This window comes from Janthinobacterium sp. BJB301, from assembly GCF_002735685.1.
Classification (GTDB): Bacteria; Pseudomonadota; Gammaproteobacteria; order Burkholderiales; family Burkholderiaceae_D; genus Janthinobacterium; species Janthinobacterium lividum.
In genome coordinates this window covers 1-23,061 of sequence record NZ_PDZJ01000002.1, presented here as the reverse complement: position 1 = coordinate 23,061, position 23,061 = coordinate 1, and the positions used below count along the sequence as shown (strand labels likewise).

General features: G+C 64.0%; 10 protein-coding genes and 1 tRNA gene. 8 read left to right on the top strand and 3 right to left on the bottom strand.

Translation table 11 applies throughout. The features are described from left to right. The first annotated feature begins 106 nt into the window (after nucleotides 1–106). Nucleotides 107–1,993 (top strand): MFS transporter, encoded by a 1,887-nt coding sequence (locus CSQ91_RS13465; RefSeq protein WP_034785493.1) that lies wholly within the window; start codon nucleotides 107–109, stop codon nucleotides 1,991–1,993. A 3-nt stretch (nucleotides 1,994–1,996) separates the two neighbouring features. Here CSQ91_RS13465 and CSQ91_RS13460 read toward each other — a convergent pair whose 3' ends face one another. Next, nucleotides 1,997–3,547 (bottom strand): hybrid sensor histidine kinase/response regulator, encoded by a 1,551-nt coding sequence (locus CSQ91_RS13460; RefSeq protein ID WP_099388705.1) that lies wholly within the window; start codon nucleotides 3,545–3,547, stop codon nucleotides 1,997–1,999. Nucleotides 3,548–3,554: 7 nt separating this feature from the next. Then, entirely contained in the window at nucleotides 3,555–5,066 is a 1,512-nt protein-coding gene (locus tag CSQ91_RS13455; protein WP_099388704.1) for an ATPase domain-containing protein, read from the bottom strand. Between the two features lie 423 nt (nucleotides 5,067–5,489). Here CSQ91_RS13455 and CSQ91_RS13450 point away from each other — a divergent pair, with 423 nt between their 5' ends. From CSQ91_RS13450 to CSQ91_RS13430, 5 genes are all read left to right on the top strand, one after another. Beyond that, nucleotides 5,490–6,698: an efflux RND transporter periplasmic adaptor subunit gene (locus tag CSQ91_RS13450; protein ID WP_052140403.1), complete on the top strand. Its 1,209-nt coding sequence runs from the start codon at nucleotides 5,490–5,492 to the stop codon at nucleotides 6,696–6,698. A gap of 15 nt (nucleotides 6,699–6,713) precedes the next feature. After that, nucleotides 6,714–9,878, top strand: a complete 3,165-nt coding sequence (locus tag CSQ91_RS13445; protein WP_099388703.1) for an efflux RND transporter permease subunit — start codon at nucleotides 6,714–6,716, stop codon at nucleotides 9,876–9,878. A gap of 1 nt (nucleotide 9,879) precedes the next feature. After that, complete coding sequence (gene adeC / locus CSQ91_RS13440) at nucleotides 9,880–11,328, top strand: AdeC/AdeK/OprM family multidrug efflux complex outer membrane factor (RefSeq protein WP_070282347.1); 1,449 nt, start codon at nucleotides 9,880–9,882, stop codon at nucleotides 11,326–11,328. Nucleotides 11,329–11,390: 62 nt separating this feature from the next. Continuing rightward, complete coding sequence (locus tag CSQ91_RS13435; RefSeq protein WP_070282345.1) at nucleotides 11,391–12,005, top strand: TetR/AcrR family transcriptional regulator; 615 nt, start codon at nucleotides 11,391–11,393, stop codon at nucleotides 12,003–12,005. Nucleotides 12,006–12,107: 102 nt separating this feature from the next. Further along, nucleotides 12,108–12,184, top strand: a tRNA-Pro gene (locus CSQ91_RS13430). A gap of 596 nt (nucleotides 12,185–12,780) precedes the next feature. On the opposite strand, the gene CSQ91_RS13425 is transcribed toward CSQ91_RS13430, so the two are convergent. Continuing rightward, nucleotides 12,781–13,290, bottom strand: coding sequence for a DinB family protein (locus CSQ91_RS13425; protein WP_318526613.1), 510 nt, complete (start codon nucleotides 13,288–13,290; stop codon nucleotides 12,781–12,783). 316 nt (nucleotides 13,291–13,606) lie between these two features. Here CSQ91_RS13425 and CSQ91_RS13420 point away from each other — a divergent pair, with 316 nt between their 5' ends. Together CSQ91_RS13420 and CSQ91_RS13415 are read left to right on the top strand one after the other, a co-directional pair. Continuing rightward, nucleotides 13,607–15,619, top strand: coding sequence for a S9 family peptidase (locus CSQ91_RS13420; RefSeq protein WP_099388701.1), 2,013 nt, complete (start codon nucleotides 13,607–13,609; stop codon nucleotides 15,617–15,619). 607 nt (nucleotides 15,620–16,226) lie between these two features. Continuing rightward, the coding region (locus tag CSQ91_RS13415) for a putative Ig domain-containing protein (protein ID WP_143451030.1) at nucleotides 16,227–23,061 on the top strand (6,835 nt) is incomplete at its 3' end.

The following is a 23,061-nucleotide window of genomic DNA, read 5'->3' as shown; positions in this document are numbered from 1 at the left end:
CATGCTGCTTTCGGTATTGATGCCAAGCAAGATGTCGACATTCAGATTGTCGTGCGCAAGATAGTGCTGTATTTTAGCAATTCCTTAATTGCCAGTTCCCCATGCCATGAGTCAAAGCAGCCAGTTTTCCTTATTGTCGCAGCGCCGTTTCGGGCCCTTCTTCTGGACCCAGTTCTTTGGCGCCTTCAACGACAATCTGTTCAAGACGGCCTTGATGGTGATCCTCGCCTACGATGCGCTGAGCTGGACCACGCTCGATCCGTCCACCATCACCAACCTGATTCCCGGCCTGTTCATCCTGCCCTACGTCGTGTTTTCAGCCACGGCGGGCCAGCTGGCCGACAAGTTTGAAAAGGCGGGCCTGGCCCGTTTCGTGAAATGGATGGAACTGGCCATCATGGCCGTGGCCGCCGCTGGGTGGATGACGCATACGCTGTGGCTGCTGGTGGCGGCCGTCGTCGGCATGGGCGTGCATTCGACCCTGTTCGGCCCCGTCAAGTATGCGTACCTGCCGCAGCAGCTCAAACCCGAGGAACTGGTTGGCGGCAATGGCCTGATCGAGATGGGCACGTTTGTCGGCATCTTATTGGGCGAAATCCTCGGTGCCGTGCTGATCGTGCACAAGCCGCTGGGCGTGGAACTGGTGGCCGGTGCCACCATCGCCGTGGCCGTATTCGGCCTGGTCGCCAGCTACCGCGTGCCGCGCACGCCGGCGCCGGAGCCGGACTTGAAGGTGAGCCTGAATTTTGTTGCCGAATCATTCCGTAACCTGAATTTTTCGCGCAAGAACCGTCCCGTCTTCCTAGCCATGCTGGGCAATTCCTGGTTCTGGTTCTATGGCGCCCTGATCCTGGCGCAGTTCCCCGTGTACTCGAAGGATTTCCTGCATGGCGACCACAGCGTGTTCGTGCTGCTGCTGACGGTGTTTTCCGTCGGCATCGGCACGGGTTCCTTGCTGTGCGAACGCCTGTCCGGCCACAAGATCGAGATTGGCCTGGTGCCGTTCGGCTCCATCGGCCTGTCGCTGTTCGGCATCGACCTGTATTTCGCCAGCAATGCGTATGCGAATACGCAAGTGGTCGATGCGCTGGCGTTCGTCAGCCAGGCGGGCGTGCCGCGCATTTTGATCGACATCGTCATGATCGGCGTCTTCGGCGGCTTCTTCATCGTGCCCCTGTTCGCCCTGATCCAGACGCGCTGCGACCCGAAACACATTTCGCGCACGATCGCCGGCATGAATATCCTCAACGCCCTGTTCATGGTGGCGGCGGCCGGCGTGGCCATCGTGCTGCTGGGACAAGGATTTACGATTCCGCAGCTGTTCCTCGTCACGGCCATCCTGAACGCGCTGGTGGCCGCCTACATCTTTTCGCTGGTGCCGGAATTTCTCATGCGTTTCCTCGCGTGGATACTCATCCAGACCGTGCACCGCGTCAAAGTGGTCGATGGCGAACGCATCCCTACGGAGGGGGCGGCCGTGCTGGTATGCAACCACGTCAGCTATGTGGACGCCATCGTCATCATGGCGGCCAGTCCGCGCCCCATCCGTTTCGTCATGGACCACCGCATCTTCAAGATGCCGCTGATGGGCTGGATCTTCCGCACGGCCAAGGCCATCCCCATCGCGCCGGCCAAGGAAGACCCGTTCCTCATGGAAAAGGCTTTCATCGATATCGCGCAAGCGCTGCACGAAGGCGAGCTGGTGTGCATCTTCCCGGAAGGCAAGCTGACGCGCACGGGCCAGATCAGCGAATTCAAGGGCGGCATCGCCAAGATCGTCGAGCGCAGCAAGGTACCCGTGATTCCGCTGGCGCTGCGCGGCTTGTGGGGGCATCTGCTGAGCCATCGCAATGGCCATTTGTTCGAGCGTGCTTTCAAGGCGGGCTTGCGCTCGCGTTTGTCGCTGGCCGTGGGCATGCCCGTGGCGCCCGAGGCCGCCACGCCGGAATTGCTGCAGCAAAAGGTGCAGGAATTGCGCGGCAAGTGGAAATAAACGCTATTTTGTCCGCGTAGCTGTCCCCGTCCGCCGCGCCAGGTGCTGTTCCAGCAGGGCGGCGATGGCGGCGAAATCCACCGGTTTCGTCAGATGATGGTCGAAACCGGCTTGTTCCGTGCGTGAGCGCGCCTCGCCCTGGCCCCAGCCCGTCAGGGCGATCAGCAGCACTTCGCGCCCCTGCGCACGCTGGCGTATCTGGCGTGCCGCCTCATAACCATCCATGTCCGGCATGCCCAGGTCCATTACGATCAGTTGTGGCCAGGCCATATCGACGGCCTCCAGCGCCTGCGCGCCGCCATACGCGACATTGGCGGCATAACCTTCGAGCTGGAACAGGCTTTGCAAGGAATCGGCCGCATCGAGGTTGTCATCCACCACCAGCACTTGCACGGGCGGGTCCGCGCCGGTGGGCGCCTCGCCGCTGGCCGCCGCCGGGGTGGCCGGGGTGGCTGTCTGGGCGTCGCCGGCGCTGGCCGGCAAGGTGACGATGAAGCGGCTACCGCGGCCGGGGCCGTCGCTGTACGCGTCGATGCTGCCGCCATGCATCTCGGCAAATTGGCGCGCCAGACTCAAGCCGATGCCCAGGCCGCTGGCCATCTGGCCTTCCACCGTGCGTCCCTGTTCGAACATGGAAAAGATGCGCGGGATGGCGTCCGGCTCGATGCCGATGCCATTGTCTTCGACCGTCACCTGCAGCTGCCCCTGCGCCAGGCGCACCGTGATGTGGATGTGGCCGCCATCCGGCGTGAACTTCACGGCATTCAAAACAATATTGGCAAAGATCTGCACCACCCTGGCATAGTCGGCGTGCAGCGTGATGGCAAGCGGCGGCAACGCCCGCGTGATGCTGATGTGCCGGCTGTCGGCTGCGGGCTGGCACAGTTCGATTACATGGTCGAGTACTTGCTGTAATTCAATATTTTCGCGCTGCAGCAGTACCTTGCCGCTGGTGATGCGCGCCACGTTGAGCAAGTCATCCACCAGCCGCGTCAGATGCGTCACCTGGCGCTCGATCACGCCGCTGACCTTGCTGACCTGCTCCGAGGCCGGATACAGGTGCTTGAGCAGGGCCACCGAAGTCTTGATGGGCGCCAGCGGATTGCGCAGTTCATGTCCGAGGCTGGCAAGGAATTCGTCCTTGCGCCGCTGCGTCTCGCGCACCTGGTACTGGCGCTGGCGCGCGCGCAGCATGGCGTGGGCCGAGGTGATCAGGGTCAATATGTGCACGGGGCGTTCCAGCAGGGTCAGGTTGCCCAGGGTGGCGACGGCTTGCCGCAAGGGCAAGGAGTCGAGTCCCGCATGCGTCAGCAGGATGATGGGCAAATCGGACCAGTCCGGCTGCTGGCGGGTGTAGGTGTCGAGCACGGCGTAGACGCCTGCATGCAAGGCCTCGTCCACCGTCAGCACGCCGCCGGCGCCCAGCGCCAGCTGCTCGGCCAGCTCGCCGGCGGAGCGGCAGGCGTGGCTGGCGATGACTACGCTGGCGAGTACCCTGGTGGTCAGGGAGGCGTCCTGGCCGCCAGGCGCGTAGATCAGGATACGCTGCTCCATGGCATTCCTAGGGGAAGGGCGTGCCGCCGACGGTGGGCAAGCCGGACAGGATGCCGTGAAAGCCGGCCAGGGCCGGGCCGATGCGGATGCCCTGCGGACTGATCTCGAAGCGGCGGATGCTGCGCTCGTGCGCGCTGCCGCGCTTCTTGAAGACGGAAATGGCTTGCCGCACCTCGCCTTCCGTTTCGTAATAGCGCAGCATGATGACGCCGTCGGCCAGGTAGCTGGCGTCGGCCGAAGTTGTCATCGCGGTGCCCAGCATGTTTTGCTGCACGCCGACGAGCAGGGTGGCCACGCCGCGCTGGCCCAGGTAATTGAGCAGTTCGTGCAGATAGGTGCTCTGGAAGCGCTCGTCGGGCACCGCGTGCATGTAGCCGTTCAGGCTATCGATGACGATGACCCGGGCGCCCCGTTCTGCCGCGTCGACCACGGCCTGGGCGAATTCTCCCGGGGTCAGCTCGGCCGGATCGATCTGCTGTGCGCTCAGCAGGCCGGAGTCGAGCGCCGCCTGCAGGCGCATGCCCACGTTGTCGGCCCGGTTCAGCAGCTTGCTGCGCGCTTCCTCGAACAGGAACATGGCGCACGGTTCGCCGCGCGCCGTGGCCGCGTGCACGAATTGCGCCGCCAGGGTGGACTTGCCGCTGCCGGCCGGGCCGGAAATGAGCGTGCTCATGCCTTCTTCCAGGCCGCCCCCTATCATGGTGTCGAGTTCGGGCACGCCGCTCGACAGGCGCCGATGGTCGCCATCGCGGCGCGTGTCGGCCGCCACCAGGCGCGGAAAGACGAGCAGGCCGTCATGGGCGATCTTGTAGTCGTGGGTGCCGCTGCGAAACGGCACGCCCCGGTATTTCACCACCCGCACGCGGCGCCGGTCATTGCCATAATCCTGGTTTTGCAGCTCCAGGGAAATGACGCAGTGGGCTACGCTACGCACTTGCAAGCCGTCGTCCACCGCGGAACGGTCATCGATCAGCAGGGTGGTGCAGTGCCGGCTGGCCAGGTATTGTTTCAATGCCACGACCTGGCGCCGGTAGCGCAGGGGGTTTTCCGCCAGTAGTTGCAGTTCGGACAGCGAGTCGAGCACCAGGCGGGCAGGGCGGTGCTTTTCGATGGCGGCGAGGATGCGCTGGTTGGTCGATGCCAGTTCGATTTCCGACGGGTGGAAGATGGTGTACTGGCGCTCGGGGTCGAGGATGTCGTCGTTGGGCGCCACTTCTTCGATGGCGATGCCGGCCAGGTCCCAGCCATGCGACAGGGCCGCGCCGCGCAGTTCGATCTCGGATTCCGCCAGGGCGATATACAGCACGGGCACGCCGCTGCGCGCGCCTTCGGCCAGAAATTGCAGCGCCAGGGTGGTCTTGCCCGTGCCGGGGACGCCTTCGACCAAGTACAGGCGCTCGGCCAGCAAGCCGCCCGAGAGGATGGCATCGAGGCCAGCGACCCCCGTCGACAGCAGTGGCGGCGTGTCCGGGCCGCTGGCGCCATCCTGCCGCCGTGTTTTTCGCGCCTGTGATGTCATCGTTGCGCCCCCGCTTTGCCACGCTGTGGAGACTATACTAGCGCGTTCGCCGCGGCATGTCTTTTCGATACCATTGGTAAATGTTCATGGCGGCCGGCGGCCGCGCGTGGGGCAGTGTTGCGCGCGCGATCAAGGCTTCAGCAAAAAACGCATTACCCTGCTACAGTATTCATTCAATCCAACTTTCCCGCATTGCCGTTTTGCCGCCGTCCGCTAGCTTCCTGTTCGAATTGGCTGACGTGCAGACGCTGTCGCTGTCCTCATTTTATTGCTTCATTGATAATTTAATTCGCTTGATAGTTACTATGTTTCAATTGTAACGATGCTTGACGATTTTAGAATGATCGTTCATTCTTTGATCTGCGTTAATAAATTTAGTCATTTCTAACGACACTAGCCAGCTTCTTTTTCAGAAAGTCCAAGATGCAACCAACTTTTTCCCTGACGTCGCCGCGTACGAGCGGCGCTATTGCCGTTCTGTGCGCCACTGTAATCATGGCCGGCTGCAGTAAAAAACAGGAAGCACCTCACGCGCAGCAAGCGCCACAGGTGGTCGTGTTTACTGTTAATCCGGCCGCGTTGCCGATGAGCGCCGAACTGCCCGGCCGCACGAATGCCTACCAGGTCGCCGATGTGCGCCCGCAAGTCGGTGGTTTGATCCAGAAGCGCCTGTTCGTCGAAGGCAGCGATGTGAAAGCAGGCACGGCCCTGTACCAGATAGATTCCGCCACCTATCAGGCGGCCTACAATTCGGCCAAGGCGGCCTTGTCGAAAGCCAAGGCCAACCTGCTGACGGCCGGCCCGAAAGCATCGCGCTACAAGGAGCTGGTCGCCATCGAAGGCGTGAGCCGCCAGGAATACGATGACGCCGTCGCGGCGTTCGAGCAAGCGAAGGCAGACGTCGAGTCCGCCACAGCGGCGCTGGAATCGGCGAATATCAACCTGAAATACAGCACCGTGACGGCGCCGATCAGCGGCCGCACCAGCCGCTCGACCGTGACGGCCGGCGCGCTGGTCACGGCGGGTCAGGCGGAAGCCCTGACGACCGTGCAGCAACTCGATCCGATCTACGTCGACGTGACACAGTCGAGCACGGATCTGCTGCGCCTGAAGCGCCAGATGGCCGACGGTTCGCTGAAAAAAGTGGGCGAAGGCCAGGCCAAGGTCGACCTGATCTTGCCGGATGGCAGCAAGTACAGCGAACCGGGCAAGCTGCAGTTCGCTGGCGTGACGGTCGATCCGACCACCGGCAACGTGGTCTTGCGCGCGCTGTTCCCGAACCCGAAAGGCGAATTGCTGCCAGGCATGTACGTACGTGCCCAGCTGGAAACGGGCGTCGATGAAAAAGCCATCACTGTGCCGCAAGTGGGCGTGACGCGCAACCAGAAGGGCCAGGCAACGGCCCTGATCCTGAACAAGGAAAACAAGGTCGAGCAACGCGTGCTGACCACCAGCGGTACGGTCGGCAACGACTGGCTGGTGACGTCCGGCCTGGCCGCAGGCGATCGCGTGATCGTGGAAGGCTTGCAAAAAGTCAAGCCAGGCGCACCAGCCGTTGCCGTGCCGGCCAAGGCGCCTGCCGCGCCTGCCGCTGCCGCCTCTGCCGCAGCATCGGCTGCCAGCGCCCACTAATTCAGGAGAATATTAATGGCCCGTTTTTTCATTGACCGCCCGATTTTTGCCTGGGTGGTCGCGATCGTCATCATGCTTGCCGGCGTGATTTCGATCCTCAGCCTGCCGATCGCGCAGTACCCGAGTATTGCTCCGCCGTCGATTTCGATCAGCGGCTCCTATCCTGGCGCCTCCGCCAAGACCGTGGAAGACGCCGTCACCCAGGTCATCGAACAAAAGATGAAGGGTATCGACGGCTTGCGCTACATGGCTTCGTCGAGCGACGCCACTGGCGGCATCAGCATTACGCTGACGTTTACCAGCGGCACCAATCCCGACATCGCCCAGGTGCAGGTACAGAACAAGCTGCAGCTGGCCACGCCACTGCTGCCGACGGCTGTCACGCAACAGGGTCTCGTCGTGTCGAAGGCCACCAAGAACTTCCTGATGGTGTTCGGCTTCATTTCCGAAAACGGCAAGATGGACCAGACCGATTTGAGCGACTATGTGGCCGCCAACGTCGTCGACCCATTGAGCCGTGTTGCCGGCGTGGGCGATGTGACGCTGTTCGGTTCGCAGTACGCCATGCGTATCTGGCTCAATCCGGCCAAGCTGCAAAGTTTCAACCTGACCCCGGCGGACGTGATCACGGCCGTGCAGGCGCAGAATGCGGAAGTGTCTGCCGGTGAACTGGGCGGCACGCCGTCCATCAAGGGCCAGCAGCTGAACGCTACCGTGTCGGCGCAAAGCCGTTTGCAAACGGTGGAGCAGTTCGGTGCCATCTTGCTGAAAACCACGACCGACGGCGCCATGGTGCACCTGAAGGACGTGGCCACCATGGAGCTGGGCCGCGAGAACTACAACACCGTGGCCCGCTACAACGGCCATGCGGCAACCGGCGTGGCGATCAAGCTGGCGACGGGCGCCAACGCGCTCGATACGGCCAATGCGGCGAAAGCCATGCTGGGCAACCTGAGCAAGCAATTCCCTGAAGGCATGAGCTACCAGGTGGCGTTCGACACGACCCCGTTCGTGAAACTGTCCATCGAAGAAGTGGTCAAAACCCTGGTCGAAGCGGTCATTCTGGTCTTCCTGGTGATGTATCTGTTCCTGCAGAACTTCCGCGCTACCCTGATCCCGACCATGGCCGTGCCGGTCGTGCTGCTGGGTACCTTCGGCATTCTGAATGCATTCGGTTACTCGATCAATACCCTCACCATGTTCGCCATGGTGCTGGCCATCGGTTTGCTGGTCGATGATGCGATCGTGGTGGTGGAAAACGTCGAGCGCGTGATGAGCGAAGAGGGCTTGTCGCCGCTGGAAGCGACGCGCAAGTCCATGACGCAGATCACGGGCGCGCTGGTCGGTATCGCCATGGTGCTGTCGGCCGTGTTCGTGCCAATGGCCTTCTTCGGCGGTTCGACGGGCGTGATTTACCGCCAGTTCTCGATCACGATCGTCTCGTCGATGGTGCTGTCCGTCGTCGTCGCGCTGGTCTTTACGCCAGCCTTGTGCGCCACCTTGCTGAAACCGGTCGAAAAGGGCCATCACGCGACCAACAAGGGTTTCTTCGGCTGGTTCAACCGCAGCTTCGATAGCAGCAGCAACAAGTACCAGGGCCTGGTCGGCAGCATGATCCGCCACCGCGCCCGCTCGATGCTGCTGTATGTGCTGTTGCTGGCCGGCCTGGTGTTCATCTTCATGCGCTTGCCGACCTCCTTCCTGCCGGAAGAAGACCAGGGCATCCTGTTTACGCAGATTCAATTGCCGACGGGCGCCACGCAAGAGCGCACCCTGAAAGTGATCGAGCAGGTCGAAGACCACTTCATGAACAGCGAGAAAGATAACGTCGCTTCCGTGTTTGCCGTGGCCGGTTTCAGCTTCGGCGGTAACGGCCAGAATACGGGTATCGCCTTCGTGCGCCTGAAAGACTGGTCGCTGCGCAAGGACGTGGCGCAAAAAGCGCCGGCAGTGGCGGGCCGCGCCATGGGCAAGTTGTTGCAGATCAAGGATGCGATGGTGTTTACGTTTGCACCGCCTGCCGTGCTGGAACTGGGTAACGCCACCGGTTTCGACATGCAGCTGCAGGATATCGGCGGTGTCGGCCATGACGCCCTGATGGCGGCGCGTAACCAGTTGCTGGGCATGGCGTCGCAGAATCCGGCCATGGTCGGCGTGCGCCCGAACGGCCAGGAAGATACGCCGCAGTACAAGATCGACATCGACCAGCAGAAGGCAACGGCGCTGGGCTTGCAGATATCGGAAATCAACCGCGTGCTGAGCGTCGGCTGGGGTAGTTCGTATGTGAACGACTTCCTCGACCGTGGCCGCGTGAAGAAAGTATTCATCCAGGGTGACGCCAGTTCGCGCATGCTGCCGGAAGACTTGAACAAGTGGTTCGTACGCAATACCGCTGGCCAGATGGTGCCGTTCTCGGCCTTCGCCACCGGCAAGTGGATTTACGCGTCGCCACGCCTGGAACGCTACAACGGCTTGCCGTCGGTAGAGATCCTGGGTACGCCGGCGCCGGGCCAAAGCACGGGCGCCGCCATGAACGCGATGGAAGAAATGGTGGCCAAGTTGCCGCCTGGCATCGGCTTCAGCTGGACCGGCGTGTCGCTGGAAGAGCGCGAATCCGGTTCGCAGACGCCGCAGCTGTACGCGCTGTCCCTGCTGATCGTCTTCCTGTGCCTGGCCGCGCTGTATGAAAGCTGGTCGATTCCATTCTCCGTGCTGCTGGTGGTACCGCTGGGCGTGATCGGCGCCGTGCTCGGTACGTGGATGTTCGGCCTGTCGAACGACGTGTACTTCCAGGTGGGCTTGCTCACGGTGGTGGGCCTGTCGGCGAAGAATGCGATTCTGATCGTCGAATTCGCCAAGGAAATGCAGGAATCGGGCATGTCGCTGCTGGACGCGACCTTGCACGCGGTGCGTCTGCGTCTGCGTCCGATCCTGATGACCTCGATTGCCTTCGGCCTGGGCGTGTTGCCACTGGCTATTTCCAGCGGCGCCGGCTCCGGCAGCCAGAACGCCATCGGTATCGGCGTGCTGGGCGGTATGTTGACGGCCACGTTCCTCGGTATCTTCTTCGTGCCGGTGTTCTTCGTGCTGGTGCGCGGCTTCTTCTCGAAGCCGGACGCGCCAACCACGCCGGCGACGCCTGGTTCGCCAGCCGTCACGCTTTCCAAGGATGCACATTAATATGAAAAAATCGCTACTCTCCATGGCGGCACTGGCCTTGCTGGCCGGTTGCAGCCTGGCCCCTACGTATGAGCGTCCGGCAGCGCCGGCGCCCACAAGCTGGCCGACCGGTCCTTCCTACAAGGCCGACACGGCCGCCGCCGACGCCAAGCCGGTGGCGGACGTCGCCTGGCGCGAGTTCTTTGCCGATGCGCGCCTGCGCCAGGTACTGGAACTGGCGCTGGCCAACAACCGCGACCTGCGCGTCTCGATCCTCAACATCGAGAAGGCGCGCGCCACCTACGGCATCGAACGCGCCGCGCTGATCCCGACCCTGTCGGCGTCCGGCGGCCAGTCGGCCAGCCGCGTGCCGAAGAACGCCAGCGCCAACGGCGAAGCGTCCATCAACCGCCAGTACACGGCGAACCTGGGCGTGTCGGCGTACGAGCTGGACTTCTTCGGCCGCGTGCGCAGCCTGTCCGACAGCGCGCTGGAACAATACCTGGGCACGGAAGAAGCACGCCGTGCACAGCAGATCAGCCTGGTGGCCGAAGTGGCCAGCACCTATCTGAACCTGGTGGCCGACCAGCAGCGCCTGCGCGTGGCGCAAGATACCTTGAAGAGCCAGCAGTCGTCGTATGACCTGGCCGTGCGCCGCTTCAGTGCCGGTGCTACCTCCGGCCTGGACAAGTACGATGCCCAGACCAGCGTCGAGTCGGCCCGTTCCGACGTGGCTGTCTACACGAGCCAGGTTGCGCTGGATCAAAACGCGCTGGTCTTGCTGGTGGGCGGCCCCGTGCCGGCCGATCTGCTGCCGCAAGGCGAGTTCGGCGCCGTCACGGCCCTGGCGGAGATTCCGTCCGGCTTGCCGTCGGACGTGCTGCAACGCCGTCCCGACGTGCTGGCGGCCGAGCGCACCTTGCGCGCTGCCAATGCCAACATCGGTGCGGCGCGCGCGGCCTTCTTCCCGCGCATTTCGCTGACGGCCACGGCCGGTTCGCTGAGCGACAACCTGTCGGGCCTGTTCAAGGCGGGCAGCGGCACGTGGAGCTTCATTCCGCAGATCAGCTTGCCGATCTTCGATGGCGGCGTGAACCGCGCCAACCTCGATATCGCCAAGGTGCAGCGTGAAATCTCCGTGGCGCAATACGAAAAGGCGATCCAGGTCGCCTTCCGCGAAGTGTCCGATGCGCTGGCCCAGCGCGGTACCATCGACGAGCGCCTGCAATCGCAGGTCTCGCTGGTCGAGGCGTCGACGAAGAGCTACACCATCCACGACGCGCGCTACAAGCAGGGCGCCGAGTCCTACCTGAACGCCCTGGTGGCCCAGCGCGCGCTGTACACGGCGCAGCAGAGCCTGATCACGGCGCGCCTGGCCAAATCGACCAATCTGGTGACCTTGTACAAGGTGCTGGGCGGCGGTTGGCAGCCTGAGCAGACAGCCGTCGCGGCGGCTGGCGGCGCCCAATAATCACGGGGACGCCGACGCCGGCCTTGCCCGCAAGGGCAGGGCCGGCGCGCTACTGGAAAATCATGAACCAAGTTGAAAAGAAGCATCCGGACCCCGAGCGCGCCAACACGCGGCGCAAGCAGGTGCTCGATGCGGCCGAAAGCTGTTTCAGCCGCCGTGGCTTCCACGGCGCCAGCATGGCCGAGATATCGAAAGCGGCCGGCATGAGCGCGGGCCACATCTATAATTATTTTGACAGCAAGGATGCGATCATCGCCGCCTTCGTCATGCAGAATACGGAGCGGGTGTCGAACCTGATGCAGGACCTGGCGCAGCGCGAAGACCCGCTGCAGGCCGTGATCGACAATGCGGGCGAGCATGTGCTTGAAGCGCTGGACCCGAAAACGTGGATGATGCCGCTGGAAATTTTTGCGGAAGCATCGCGCAATCCGGTGATCGCGGAAATGCTGCAATGCTCGGACCAGCGTTCGCGCCAGTTGTTTCTCTCCATCATCCGCGATGCGCGCATCAAGCGCGGCTTGCCGGCCGATGAAGAGATGCTGGAAGGCCGCCTGAATGCCCTCGTCGCCATTTACCAGGGCTTGCCCGTGCGCCTCATTCACAATCCGGACGTGAAAGTCGAGCCGTTGATCGCGGGCTTCCGCATCGTCCTGACGGCGCTGCTGCTGAACGAATAGGCCGCTTGCCAGGGCCATGCAAAAAAGTTTGCGCAGTTCGATATGAATCACGCGCAAAGCATGGCAAAAACCTAAAAGGCTCTGCTATAATTCCCACCTCGTCGGGGCGTAGCGCAGCCTGGTAGCGTACATGCATGGGGTGCATGGGGTCGGAAGTTCGAATCTTCTCGCCCCGACCATTAGATTCAAGGACTTAGGCCACTCTTCGGAGTGGCCTTTTTCTTGGGTGAGAGTTTTTATCCCTGCATTTACCCCTACGAAAACATGGGCTTGTTTGCAATCATTTGGCATGGGTTGAAACAGGTTTTTCCTGCTGACGATTCTTTCCCAGGCCCGAGCATGTTTGTTTGCTGGCCGAATTGACCAGGCCTACTTGACGGCCCTCCATGTCCTCGCGAACGCCGCGACCCTGTCGTAAGCCCCCCATCGAACCCCAACTCTTTTAAGTCCTCGTGGAGTCCAGCCTTTCGGCGCATCCTGGTTCATGTCACCGGCGAGTGAGATTTCGTGTATTTTCCAGCTAGACACTGAGCCCTCCTATGCGGAGCGGCGATCAATTAGCGGATTAGACAAATACTCGGTGCAGCTATCCGGCTGGCTCAAGGCCGAGACGACTAAGCCGCGTAAGCAGCGGCGCAATTTGAAGCAGATCCATGAAGACCTGAAAGAGCTGGGCTACGTAGGGTCATACGACTGCGTGGCAGCGTTTGCCAAGCAGTGGAAGGCGGGTCAAACAGAGTGGGTCAATTCTGCGAGCAAACGAACACTGCGCTCGTCAGTCTTCGTTGGGAATCAGCATCAGCAGGTCGGTGGCGCCGATGTCGATGCTGCTTTGCGACAGCAGGGTGGTGGCCTGGCCCCGGTGATGCGTCTGGTGATTGAAAAAATGCATGATCAGGCTCGAATAGCGTTTGCGCGACACCATGCCTTTCATGTTGGCGTAGCCGAGCGGCTGTTCCAGGTCGTCTGGCGTCAGGTCGGCGGCCCAGCGCTGTATGGTCTGGTCCAGCGTATGGCGCAGCCTGAGCAGGCCCGTCAGGTCTTCGGCCTGCGGCTGGTTCAGCGCCGCCGGAGCGGCCGCCGCGCGGATGGCGTCGAGCGCCGGCTGGCGTGCCGGATGTCCGCAGAAACGCTTGAGCCAGATCGTATCGGCGACGACAAGGTGGTTCATCGTGCCGAAGAGGGAGCCAAAAAATGCCTTGCGGTCGGCAAAGAGCTCCTCCTGAGATAGTTGCCCAGCTGCACTATACAGTTTCTCGTTCATTACTTCATTGTAGGCGGCCATTCGGACGATATGGTCACATGTGCTCATGAGTGCTCTCTCCATGTCAGGGCTGAATTACTGCACGCAGATAGTGTATGGTTTTGCAAGAATTGGCAAGCGTGCTACGTCCGCTCGGGTCACGCCATCGGGCCATCGTGCCAGCGTCTTGCGCTTGCTCAATTCTTGCCTCCCGCATTTCATTCCCCGCTACAGGCATTCTGTTCCCCCGTTTCCTGATTTGGTCATTGTGATCAGCCTGGCAACAGCCGTTTGGCCTATGATGGCCTGGCACATGCACGTGTGAAGTTTCCCTTCATTCATCAACCATGAGGTGTCCATGATCCGTTATGCCCTGCCTGCCCTGTTGTTTGCCGCCGCCCTGCCGGCGCACGCCCAAGCCCCTGCCAATGACACGCCGCTGATCGAGCGGGCGAAGATTTTTGGCAATCCCAGCAAGTCCGGCGGGCGCATCAGCCCGGATGGCAAGTGGCTGTCGTGGATCGCGCCGCGCGACGGCGTGCTCAATGTGTGGGTGGCGCCGGCCAGCGACCCGGCGCAAGCTCGCCCGCTGACGGAAGAAAAGGTGCGGCCCATCCGCAGCAGCTTCTGGTCGCCCGATTCGAAAACCCTGCTGTTCATCCAGGACAAGGGCGGCGATGAAAACTTCCTGCTATACGGCGTGAACGTGGCGAGCGGCAAGCAGATCAACTACACGCCGTTCGAGAAGACCCGCGTGCGGATAGTCCAGATCAGCAGCAAGGTGAAGGACCGCATCCTCGTCGGCATCAATAACCGCGATGCGCGCTGGCACGACGTGTACAGCCTGGACCTGGCCAGCGGCAAGCTGACCCTGGTGCAGCAGAATGATGGCTATGGCGGCTATGTCGCCGATGAACTGCTCAACTTGCGCATTGCCAGCAAGGCGCGCGCCGATGGCGGCATGACGTATTTCCGCCTGGCCGATGGCAAGGTCGAGAGCACGCCGCTGGCCGAAGTGGGCCTGGAAGATGCGCAGACCACGTCGCCGCTGGCGTTCACGGTCGATGGCAAGACCCTGTACTGGAACGATTCGCGCGGCCGCAATACTTCGGCGCTGCTGGCGCAGGACGTGGCCAGCGGCAAGAGCACGGTGGTGGCGCAAGACCCGCGCACGGATATTGCCGATGCACTGTACGACACGCGCACGGGCCGCGTGCAGGCCTACACGGTCAATTTTCTGCAGCAGGAGTATCTGCCGCTGACGAACGACCTGAAAGCCGACCTGGCCTTCCTGAAAAAAAATACCCAGGGCCAGTTCACGGTAACGTCGCGCACGGATGCCGACGATAAATGGCTGGTGGCCGTCGATGCCGTCACGGCGCCGCCATCGAGCTGGCTGTACGAACGCAAGACCAGGAAGCTCACGCGGCTGTACGTGACGCGTCCGGAACTGGAAGGCGCACCGCTGGTGCCCATGTATCCGCAGCAAATCAAGGCGCGCGACGGCCTGAACCTGGTGTCGTATCTGACCCTGCCGCAAGCATCGAAGGCGAGCGCCGGCGGCACGCCATCGCAGGCGGTGCCGATGGTGCTGCTGGTGCACGGCGGCCCGTGGGCGCGCGATACGTATGGCTACAACGGCTATCACCAGTGGCTGGCCAACCGCGGCTACGCCGTGCTGTCGGTGAACTTCCGCGGCTCGACGGGCTTCGGCAAGCAATTCATCTCGGCCGGCGACCTGCAGTGGGGCCGCAAGATGCATGACGACTTGCTCGACGCGGTGCAATGGGCGGTGAAAAGCGGCGTGACCACGGCCGACAAGGTGGCCATCATGGGCGGCTCGTATGGCGGTTATGCCACCCTGGCCGGCATGGCGTTCACGCCGACGACATTTGCCTGCGGCGTCGACATCGTCGGCCCGTCTAACCTGTTTACCTTGCTGCAAACCATACCGCCGTATTGGGAAGCGGGCAAGCAGCAGTTCTACAAGCGCATGGGCGACCCGACCACGGAAGAGGGCAAGGCGCTGCTGAAGGAGCGTTCGCCGCTGAACTTTGCGCAGAATATCCAGCGCCCGCTGCTGATCGGCCAGGGCGCGAACGACCCGCGCGTCAACGTGGCTGAATCGGACCAGATCGTGGCGGCCATGGCGGCCAAGAACATCCCCGTCACGTATGTGCTGTTCCCCGACGAGGGCCATGGCTTTGCCCGGCCCGTGAACAACATCGCCTTCAATGCGGTGACGGAAAACTTCCTGGGGCAATGCCTGGCTGGCCGCGCCGAGCCCATCGGCGCCACCCTGAAGGCGTCCACCGCGCAGGTCAAGCATGGCGCGGAGTTTGCACCGGGCTTGAAGCAAGCACTGCAGTAAAGCTGACGACAGGTGGCATGGCCAGCGGGCAACATGCCGGGCAGGCCATGCTGCCCGCTGGCAAGAATTTCTGCGCGGGTGGCTTGCAAGGTGACAGCGTCCGGCGTGGCGTGCGTGCAACTGATGGCAGGGTACGCGAGGCCGTATTCGATGCGGTCGCTGCTGCTGCAGCGGCAAGCATGCGCCGCCAGAATTTCCCCATGCAAAGCCGTCTTCCTGTTGGCGCACCGAGCGTACTCGACAGGGAAAATGGGCGGCAAGCCCTTGCTGTTGCCCATGCAGGCTAGCGTGATGCCGCGTTCGCATGGCTTACGGCGAGCAGGTCAATATAGCCTCCCACGCAGGTTTCTTTTCCATAATTGTTGTTGAATAAATACACTATTTTAATAGCAATTGATTTTTATTAAAAAACTTCCCTATTTGATAATATTTTATAGTTGCTTTCTTTGTAAGCCGTAGTAGCATAGATTGACTTAAAGCAAGGTTTAATCATGCTGGGAAGCCACCTTGAGTCCTGTTGACGGTAGTTGTCATCGGCGTGCAGGTTTGCCTTGACCGTTATCTGCAATAGCTCCAGCGCCAAGATAAATGTATTGAGGGAAGACAAATGTTTCTGAATTTCACGAAATTTGGATGGCTATCCACGCCTGTCCGGAGTGTTGATGGCTTCATTGCCAGGGCCCATGGCGCGCAGCCTGTCCAAGGCTTGCTGCCATCGTGGCTGATGCGTCTGGCGGGAACCCTGCTGTTTGTCTTGCTATCCCTCTTTTCCAGCCAGGCTTCCGCCGCCAGTGCCTGCCCGAGTCCGCGCAACATCAGCGTGGTGGCGGGGCAAGAGTATTACGAGGATTATTCCAATTCGGCTTGCTCCCCTTTCGGCCTGACGGGCACCCTGGTGCCGCCGCAACACGGCACGCTGGAGGATTCGAACCAGACGAATGCCGTGCGCTACAGGAATACGAATCTCAGCGCGACCTCCGATACCTTCACCGTCAAGGACGATGTGGCGCAGCCCATCGTGTACAACGTCACGATCACTTCCGCCATCGTGCTGTCGCCTGCCACCGTGCCGACTGCGACGGTGGCCCAGGCTTATCCGGTGACGGCCTTGAGCGCGACTGGCGGCGCGGCGCCCTACACCTACGCGGTAACGGCTGGCAGCTTGCCTGCAGGCATGAGCCTGTCCGGCGCCGGTAGTCTGTCTGGCACGCCGACGGCGGGAGGCACGTTCAATTTCACCGTGCGGGCCACGGACTCGCTGGCTGCCAATGGCACGCGCGCTTATGCGCTGACGGTCAATGCGCCAACCATCACCGTCGCGCCGACGGTCATGCCGGCAATGACCGTCGGTCTTGCCTATAGCCAGGGCATCACTGCGGCGAACGGCACGGCCACCTATACCTATGCCATCACCGGCGGCAGCCTGCCCACGGGCTTGAGCCTGGCCGCGAACGGCACCCTGTCCGGCACGCCCACGGCGGCGGGACCGTATAACTTTACCGTCAGCGCGACCGACAGCAGCGGCGGCAGCGGCCCCTACACGGGGTCGCGCGCGTATTCCGTCACCGTGGCGGCCGGCGCGCCCGTGGCCGGCGCCGCCAGCGCCACCGTGGCCTACGGCAGCAGCGCCAACCCGATCACCCTGAACCTGAGCGGCGGCGCGGCGACGTCGGTGGCCGTGGCCTCCGCTGCCTCGCACGGCACGGCAACGGCCAGCGGCACCAGCATCACCTACACGCCGACGGCCGGCTACGGCGGGCCGGACAGCTTCACTTACACGGCTACGAACGGCATCGGCACCTCGGCGCCCGCCACCGTGACGATCACGGTCGCCGGTCCCACCATCACGATTGCGCCAAGCACCGTGCCAGCAGCAAGCGTTGGGGCGGCCTACAGCCAGAACGTGACGGCCGCGAACGGTTTCGCGCCGTACGGATATGCGATCAGCGCCGGCGCCTTGCCGGCCGGCCTGACCTTGAATGCCTCCACCGGCGTGCTGTCGGGCACGCCAACGGCGGGCGGCAGCTTCAACTTCACCGTGCGCGCCACGGACAGTTCGACGGGCAGCGGCCCATACTCTGGCGCGCGCGCCTACTCGATGACGGTGGCAGCACCAACGATCAGCATCACGCCGACGGTCATGCCGGCCATGACGGCCGGCGTCGCCTACAGCCAGTCCATCAGCGCCGCCGGCGGCACGGCCACGTATAGCTATGCCATCACCGGCGGCAGCGTCCCGACGGGCCTGAGTCTGGCGGCGGACGGCACCTTGTCCGGCACGCCGACGGCGGCGGGGCCATTCAACTTCACCGTCACCGCGACCGACAGCAGCACCGGCAGCGGCCCCTACACGGGATCGCGCGCGTATTCCGTCACCGTCGCGGCCGGCGCGCCCGTGGCCGGCAATGTCAGCACCAGCGTGGCCTATGGCAGCAGCGCCAACCCGATCACGCTGAACCTGAGCGGCGGCGTGGCGACGTCGGTGGCCGTGGCCTCCGCTGCTTCGCACGGCACGGCGACGGCCAGCGGCACCAGCATCACCTACACGCCGACGGCCGGTTACGGCGGACCGGACAGCTTCACCTACACGGCATCCAACGGCGTGGGCACCTCGGCGCCCGCCACCGTGACGATCACCGTCGGCGGTCCCACCATCACGATTGCGCCAAGCACCGTGCCAGCAGCAAGCGTTGGGGCGGCCTACAGCCAGAACGTGACGGCCGCGAACGGTGGCGCGCCATACACCTACGCCATCAGCGCCGGCGCCTTGCCGGCCGGCCTGACCTTGAATGCCTCCACTGGCGTGCTGTCGGGCACGCCGACGGCGGGCGGCGTCTTCAACTTTACCGTGCGCGCCACGGACAGTTCGACGGGCAGCGGCCCATACTCTGGCGCGCGCGCCTACTCGATGACGGTGGCAGCACCAACGATCAGCATCACGCCGACGGTCATGCCGGCCATGACGGCCGGCGTCGCCTACAGCCAGTCCATCAGCGCCGCCGGCGGCACGGCCACGTATAGCTATGCCATCACCGGCGGCAGCTTGCCGACGGGCCTGAGCCTGGCTCCGGATGGCACTCTGTCGGGCACGCCGACGGCGGCGGGACCATTCAATTTCACCGTCACCGCGACCGACAGCAGCACCGGCAGCGGCCCCTACACGGGTTCGCGCGCGTATTCCGTTACCGTCGCGGCCGGCGCGCCCGTGGCCGGCAATGTCAGCACCAGCGTGGCCTATGGCAGCAGCGCCACCCCGATCACGCTGAACCTGAGCGGCGGCGCGGCGACGTCGGTGGCCGTGGCCTCCGCTGCTTCGCACGGCACGGCGACGGCCAGCGGCACCAGCATCACCTACACGCCGACGGCCGGTTACGGCGGACCGGACAGCTTCACCTACACGGCATCCAACGGCGTGGGCACCTCGGCGCCCGCCACCGTGACGATCACGGTCGGCGGCCCCACCATCACGATTGCGCCAAGCACCGTGCCTGCGGCAGCCGTGGGTAGCGCATACAGCCAGAGCGTGACGGCCGCGAACGGTACCGGGCCGTACGGATATGCGATCAGCGCCGGCACCTTGCCGGCCGGCCTGACCTTGAATGCTGCCACCGGCGTACTGTCGGGCACGCCGACGGCGGGCGGCGTCTTCAACTTTACCGTGCGGGCCACGGACAGTTCGACGGGCAGCGGTCCGTATTCCGGCGCGCGCGCCTACTCGATGACTGTCACTGCGCCGACGATCACGGTGGCACCAACGGTGATGCCGGCGATGATAGCCGGCGTCGCCTACAGCCAGGGCATTGCCGCCGGCGGCGGCACGGCCCCGTATAGCTATGCCATCACCGGTGGCAGCGTGCCGACGGGCCTGAGCCTGGCGGCGGACGGCACCTTGTCCGGCACGCCGACGGCAGCGGGGCCATATAACTTCACCGTCACCGCGACCGACAGCAGCACCGGCAGCGGCCCCTACACGGGATCGCGCGCGTATTCCGTCACCGTAGCGGCCGGCGCGCCCGTGGCCGGCAATGTCAGCGCCAGCCTGGCCTATGGCAGCAGCGCCAACCCGATCACGCTGAATCTGAGCGGCGGCGCGGCGACGTCGGTGGCTGTGGCCTCCGCTGCCTCGCACGGCACGGCGACGGCCAGCGGCACCAGCATCACCTACACGCCGATGGCCGGCTACGGCGGGCCGGACAGCTTCACCTACACGGCATCCAACGGCGTGGGTACCTCGGCGCCCGCCACCGTGACGATCACGGTCGGCGGACCCACCATCACGATTGCGCCAAGCACCGTGCCTGCGGCGGCCGTGGGTAGCGCATACAGCCAGAGCGTGACGGCCGCGGACGGCACCGGGCCGTACACCTACGCCATCAGCGCCGGCACCTTGCCGGCCGGCCTGACCTTGAATGCTGCCACCGGCGTACTGTCGGGCACGCCGACGGCGGGCGGCGTCTTCAACTTTACCGTGCGCGCCACCGACAGTTCGACGGGCAGCGGCCCGTATTCCGGCGCGCGCGCCTACTCGATGACTGTCACTGCGCCGACGATCACGGTGGCACCAACGGTGATGCCGGCGATGACAGCCGGCGTCGCCTACAGCCAGGGCATTACCGCCGCCGGCGGCACGGCCCCGTATAGCTATGCCATCACCGGCGGCAGCGTGCCGACGGGCCTGAGCCTGGCGGCGGACGGCACCTTGTCCGGCACGCCGACGGCAGCGGGGCCATATAACTTCACCGTCACCGCGACCGACAGCAGCAGTGGCAGCGGACCCTACACGGGGTCGCGCGCCTACTCCGTCACGGTGGTGGTGGCACCCCCAGTGGCCGGCGCCGTCAGTGCGACGGTGGCGTATGGCAGCAGCGCCAATCCGATCACCCTGAACCTGAGCGGCGGCGCGGCGACGTCGGTGGCGGTGGCCTCCGCTGCCGGCCACGGCACGGCGACGGTCAGCGGCACCAGCATCACTTACACGCCGGCGGCAGGTTATTCCGGGCCGGACAGCTTCTCCTACACGGCCAGCAATGGTGGCGGCACGTCGGCGGAAGCCATCGTGACGATCACGGTAACGCCCAGCGTGCCCGTTGCCGGCGCCGTCAGCGCGACGGTGGCGTATGGCAGCAGCGCCAATCCGATCACCCTGAACCTGAGCGGCGGCGCGGCGACGTCGGTGGCGGTAGCCTCCGCCGCCGGCCATGGCACGGCGACGGTCAGCGGCACCAGCATCACTTACACGCCGGCGGCAGGTTATTCCGGGCCGGACAGCTTCTCTTACACGGCCAGCAATGGTGGCGGCACGTCGGCGGCTGCCGTCGTGACGATCACGGTGACGCCAAGCGTGCCCATTGCCGGCGCCGTCAGCGCCAGCGTGGCATATGGCAGCAGCGCCAATCCGATCACCCTGAACCTGAGCGGCGGTACGGCTACGTCGGTGGCGGTGGCCTCCGCAGCCGGCCACGGCACGGCGACGGTCAGCGGCACCAGCATCACCTACACGCCGACGGCAGGCTATGCCGGGCCAGACAGTTTTACCTATACGGCCAGCAATGCCGGCGGCACGTCTGCGTCAGCCACAGTGACGGTCACAGTAGGCAATCCTAGCGTCAGCCTGACTCCGGCCACCTTGCCCAATGCGACGGCGGAGGCAGCCTACACTGCGACCCTGGCGGCGACGGGCGGCACGGCGCCGTATACCTACAGCGTGACCAGCGGCACCTTGCCCGTCGGCCTGAGCCTGAACGCAGCCACCGGCGTATTGTCCGGTACGACCAATGTGGCCGGCAGCTTCCCTGTCAGCATCAAGGTTGCGGACAGCAGCACGGGCGCGGGGGCACCGTTCAGCGCCAGCAACAGCTATACCTTGATAGTCGTTGCCCCCGTAATCTCGGTGACGCCAGGTTCGCTGGCGGCGCCGAAAGTGGCCACGGCGTATAGCCAGCAATTGTCGGCCAGCGGCGGCGTCGCTCCCTATGCCTACACGGTGTCGGCCGGCAGCCTGCCTGCGGGCCTGACGCTGAGCAGCAGTGGTCTGCTCAGCGGTACCCCAACGGCGGGTGGCAATTTCACCGTGACCGTGCAGGCGGCCGATGCGCACCAGTTCACCGGCACGCAAAGCTATACCCTGGTGGTGTCCTCGGCCACGGTCAGCCTGACGCCGGCTACCTTGCCGAATCCAACGGCGGAAGCGGTCTACACTACGACGCTGACGGCAGCGGGCGGCACGGCGCCGTACACCTTCAGCGTCAGCAGCGGTACCTTGCCCGCTGGCCTGAGCCTGAATGCGGCCACGGGCGTACTGTCCGGCACGACGAATGTGGCGGGCAGTTTCCCGTTCAGTATCAAGGTCACGGACAGCAGCACGGGCACGGGTGCGCCGTTCAGCGCCACCAACAGTTATACCGTGCCCGTCGGCGCGCCGACGATCACGCTCACGCCGGCCACCTTGCCGGCGGCGACAGTGGCCACGGCGTACAGCCAGCCACTGTCGGCCAGCGGCGGCGTGGCTCCCTATGCCTACACGGTGTCGGGCGGCAGCCTGCCAGCTGGCCTCACCTTGGGCAGCAGCGGTTTGCTGAGCGGCACGCCAACGGCAGCCGGCAGTTTTACCTTGACCGTGCAGGCGGCCGATGCGCACCAGTTCACCGGCACGCAAAGTTATACCCTGGTGGTGTCTTCGGCCACAGTCAGCCTGACGCCAGCGGCCTTGTCCAATCCGACGGCGGAAGCGGCCTACAGCGCGACCCTCTCGGCAGCGGGCGGCACGGCGCCGTACACCTTCAGCGTCAGCAGCGGTACCTTGCCCGCTGGCCTGAGCCTGAACGGGGCCACGGGCGTACTGTCCGGCACGACGAATGTGGCGGGCAGTTTCCCGTTCAGCATCAAGGTCACCGACAGCAGCACGGGCGTGGGTGCGCCATTCAGCGCGAGCAACAGCTATACCCTGGCAGTGGCGGCACCGGTCCTGACGCTGACGCCGGCCAGCCTGGCGCCGATCCGTGCCGGCGACGCATATAGCCAGACATTCACGGCGGCCGGCGGCATCGCGCCGTATGCGTACTCCGTGAGCAGCGGCGCCTTGCCAAGCGGTCTGGTGCTCAATGCGGCGACCGGCATCGTCAGCGGCACGCCAACGGTGGCCGGCAGCTACAACTTCACCTTGCAAGCGAAGGACGCGCACCAGTTCACGGTGCAGCAAGCGTTGACCCTGCAGGTGAACCAGGCGCCGCCGCCGGTGCCGAATGAAACGGCAACGACCTCGGCCAACCAGGAAGTGAGCCTGACCATCGCTTCCACGGATGGCAGCCCGATCACGGATGTGACCATCGTCACGCCGCCGCAGCATGGGCGCGTCACGGTGGTGGCGAGCGGCGCGGCGGGGGGCGGCAGCGGCCGCTCCTTCAAGGTGACGTATGTGCCGAATGCGAACTACTTCGGTCCTG

Coding starts and splice junctions, on each gene's coding strand:
- CSQ91_RS13465 (WP_034785493.1), top strand. CDS start 107: ATGAGTCAAAGCAGCCAGTTTTCCTTATTGTCGCAGCGCCGTTTCGGG.
- CSQ91_RS13460 (WP_099388705.1), bottom strand. CDS start 3,547: ATGGAGCAGCGTATCCTGATCTACGCGCCTGGCGGCCAGGACGCCTCC.
- CSQ91_RS13455 (WP_099388704.1), bottom strand. CDS start 5,066: ATGACATCACAGGCGCGAAAAACACGGCGGCAGGATGGCGCCAGCGGC.
- CSQ91_RS13450 (WP_052140403.1), top strand. CDS start 5,490: ATGCAACCAACTTTTTCCCTGACGTCGCCGCGTACGAGCGGCGCTATT.
- CSQ91_RS13445 (WP_099388703.1), top strand. CDS start 6,714: ATGGCCCGTTTTTTCATTGACCGCCCGATTTTTGCCTGGGTGGTCGCG.
- adeC (WP_070282347.1), top strand. CDS start 9,880: ATGAAAAAATCGCTACTCTCCATGGCGGCACTGGCCTTGCTGGCCGGT.
- CSQ91_RS13435 (WP_070282345.1), top strand. CDS start 11,391: ATGAACCAAGTTGAAAAGAAGCATCCGGACCCCGAGCGCGCCAACACG.
- CSQ91_RS13425 (WP_318526613.1), bottom strand. CDS start 13,290: ATGGCCGCCTACAATGAAGTAATGAACGAGAAACTGTATAGTGCAGCT.
- CSQ91_RS13420 (WP_099388701.1), top strand. CDS start 13,607: ATGATCCGTTATGCCCTGCCTGCCCTGTTGTTTGCCGCCGCCCTGCCG.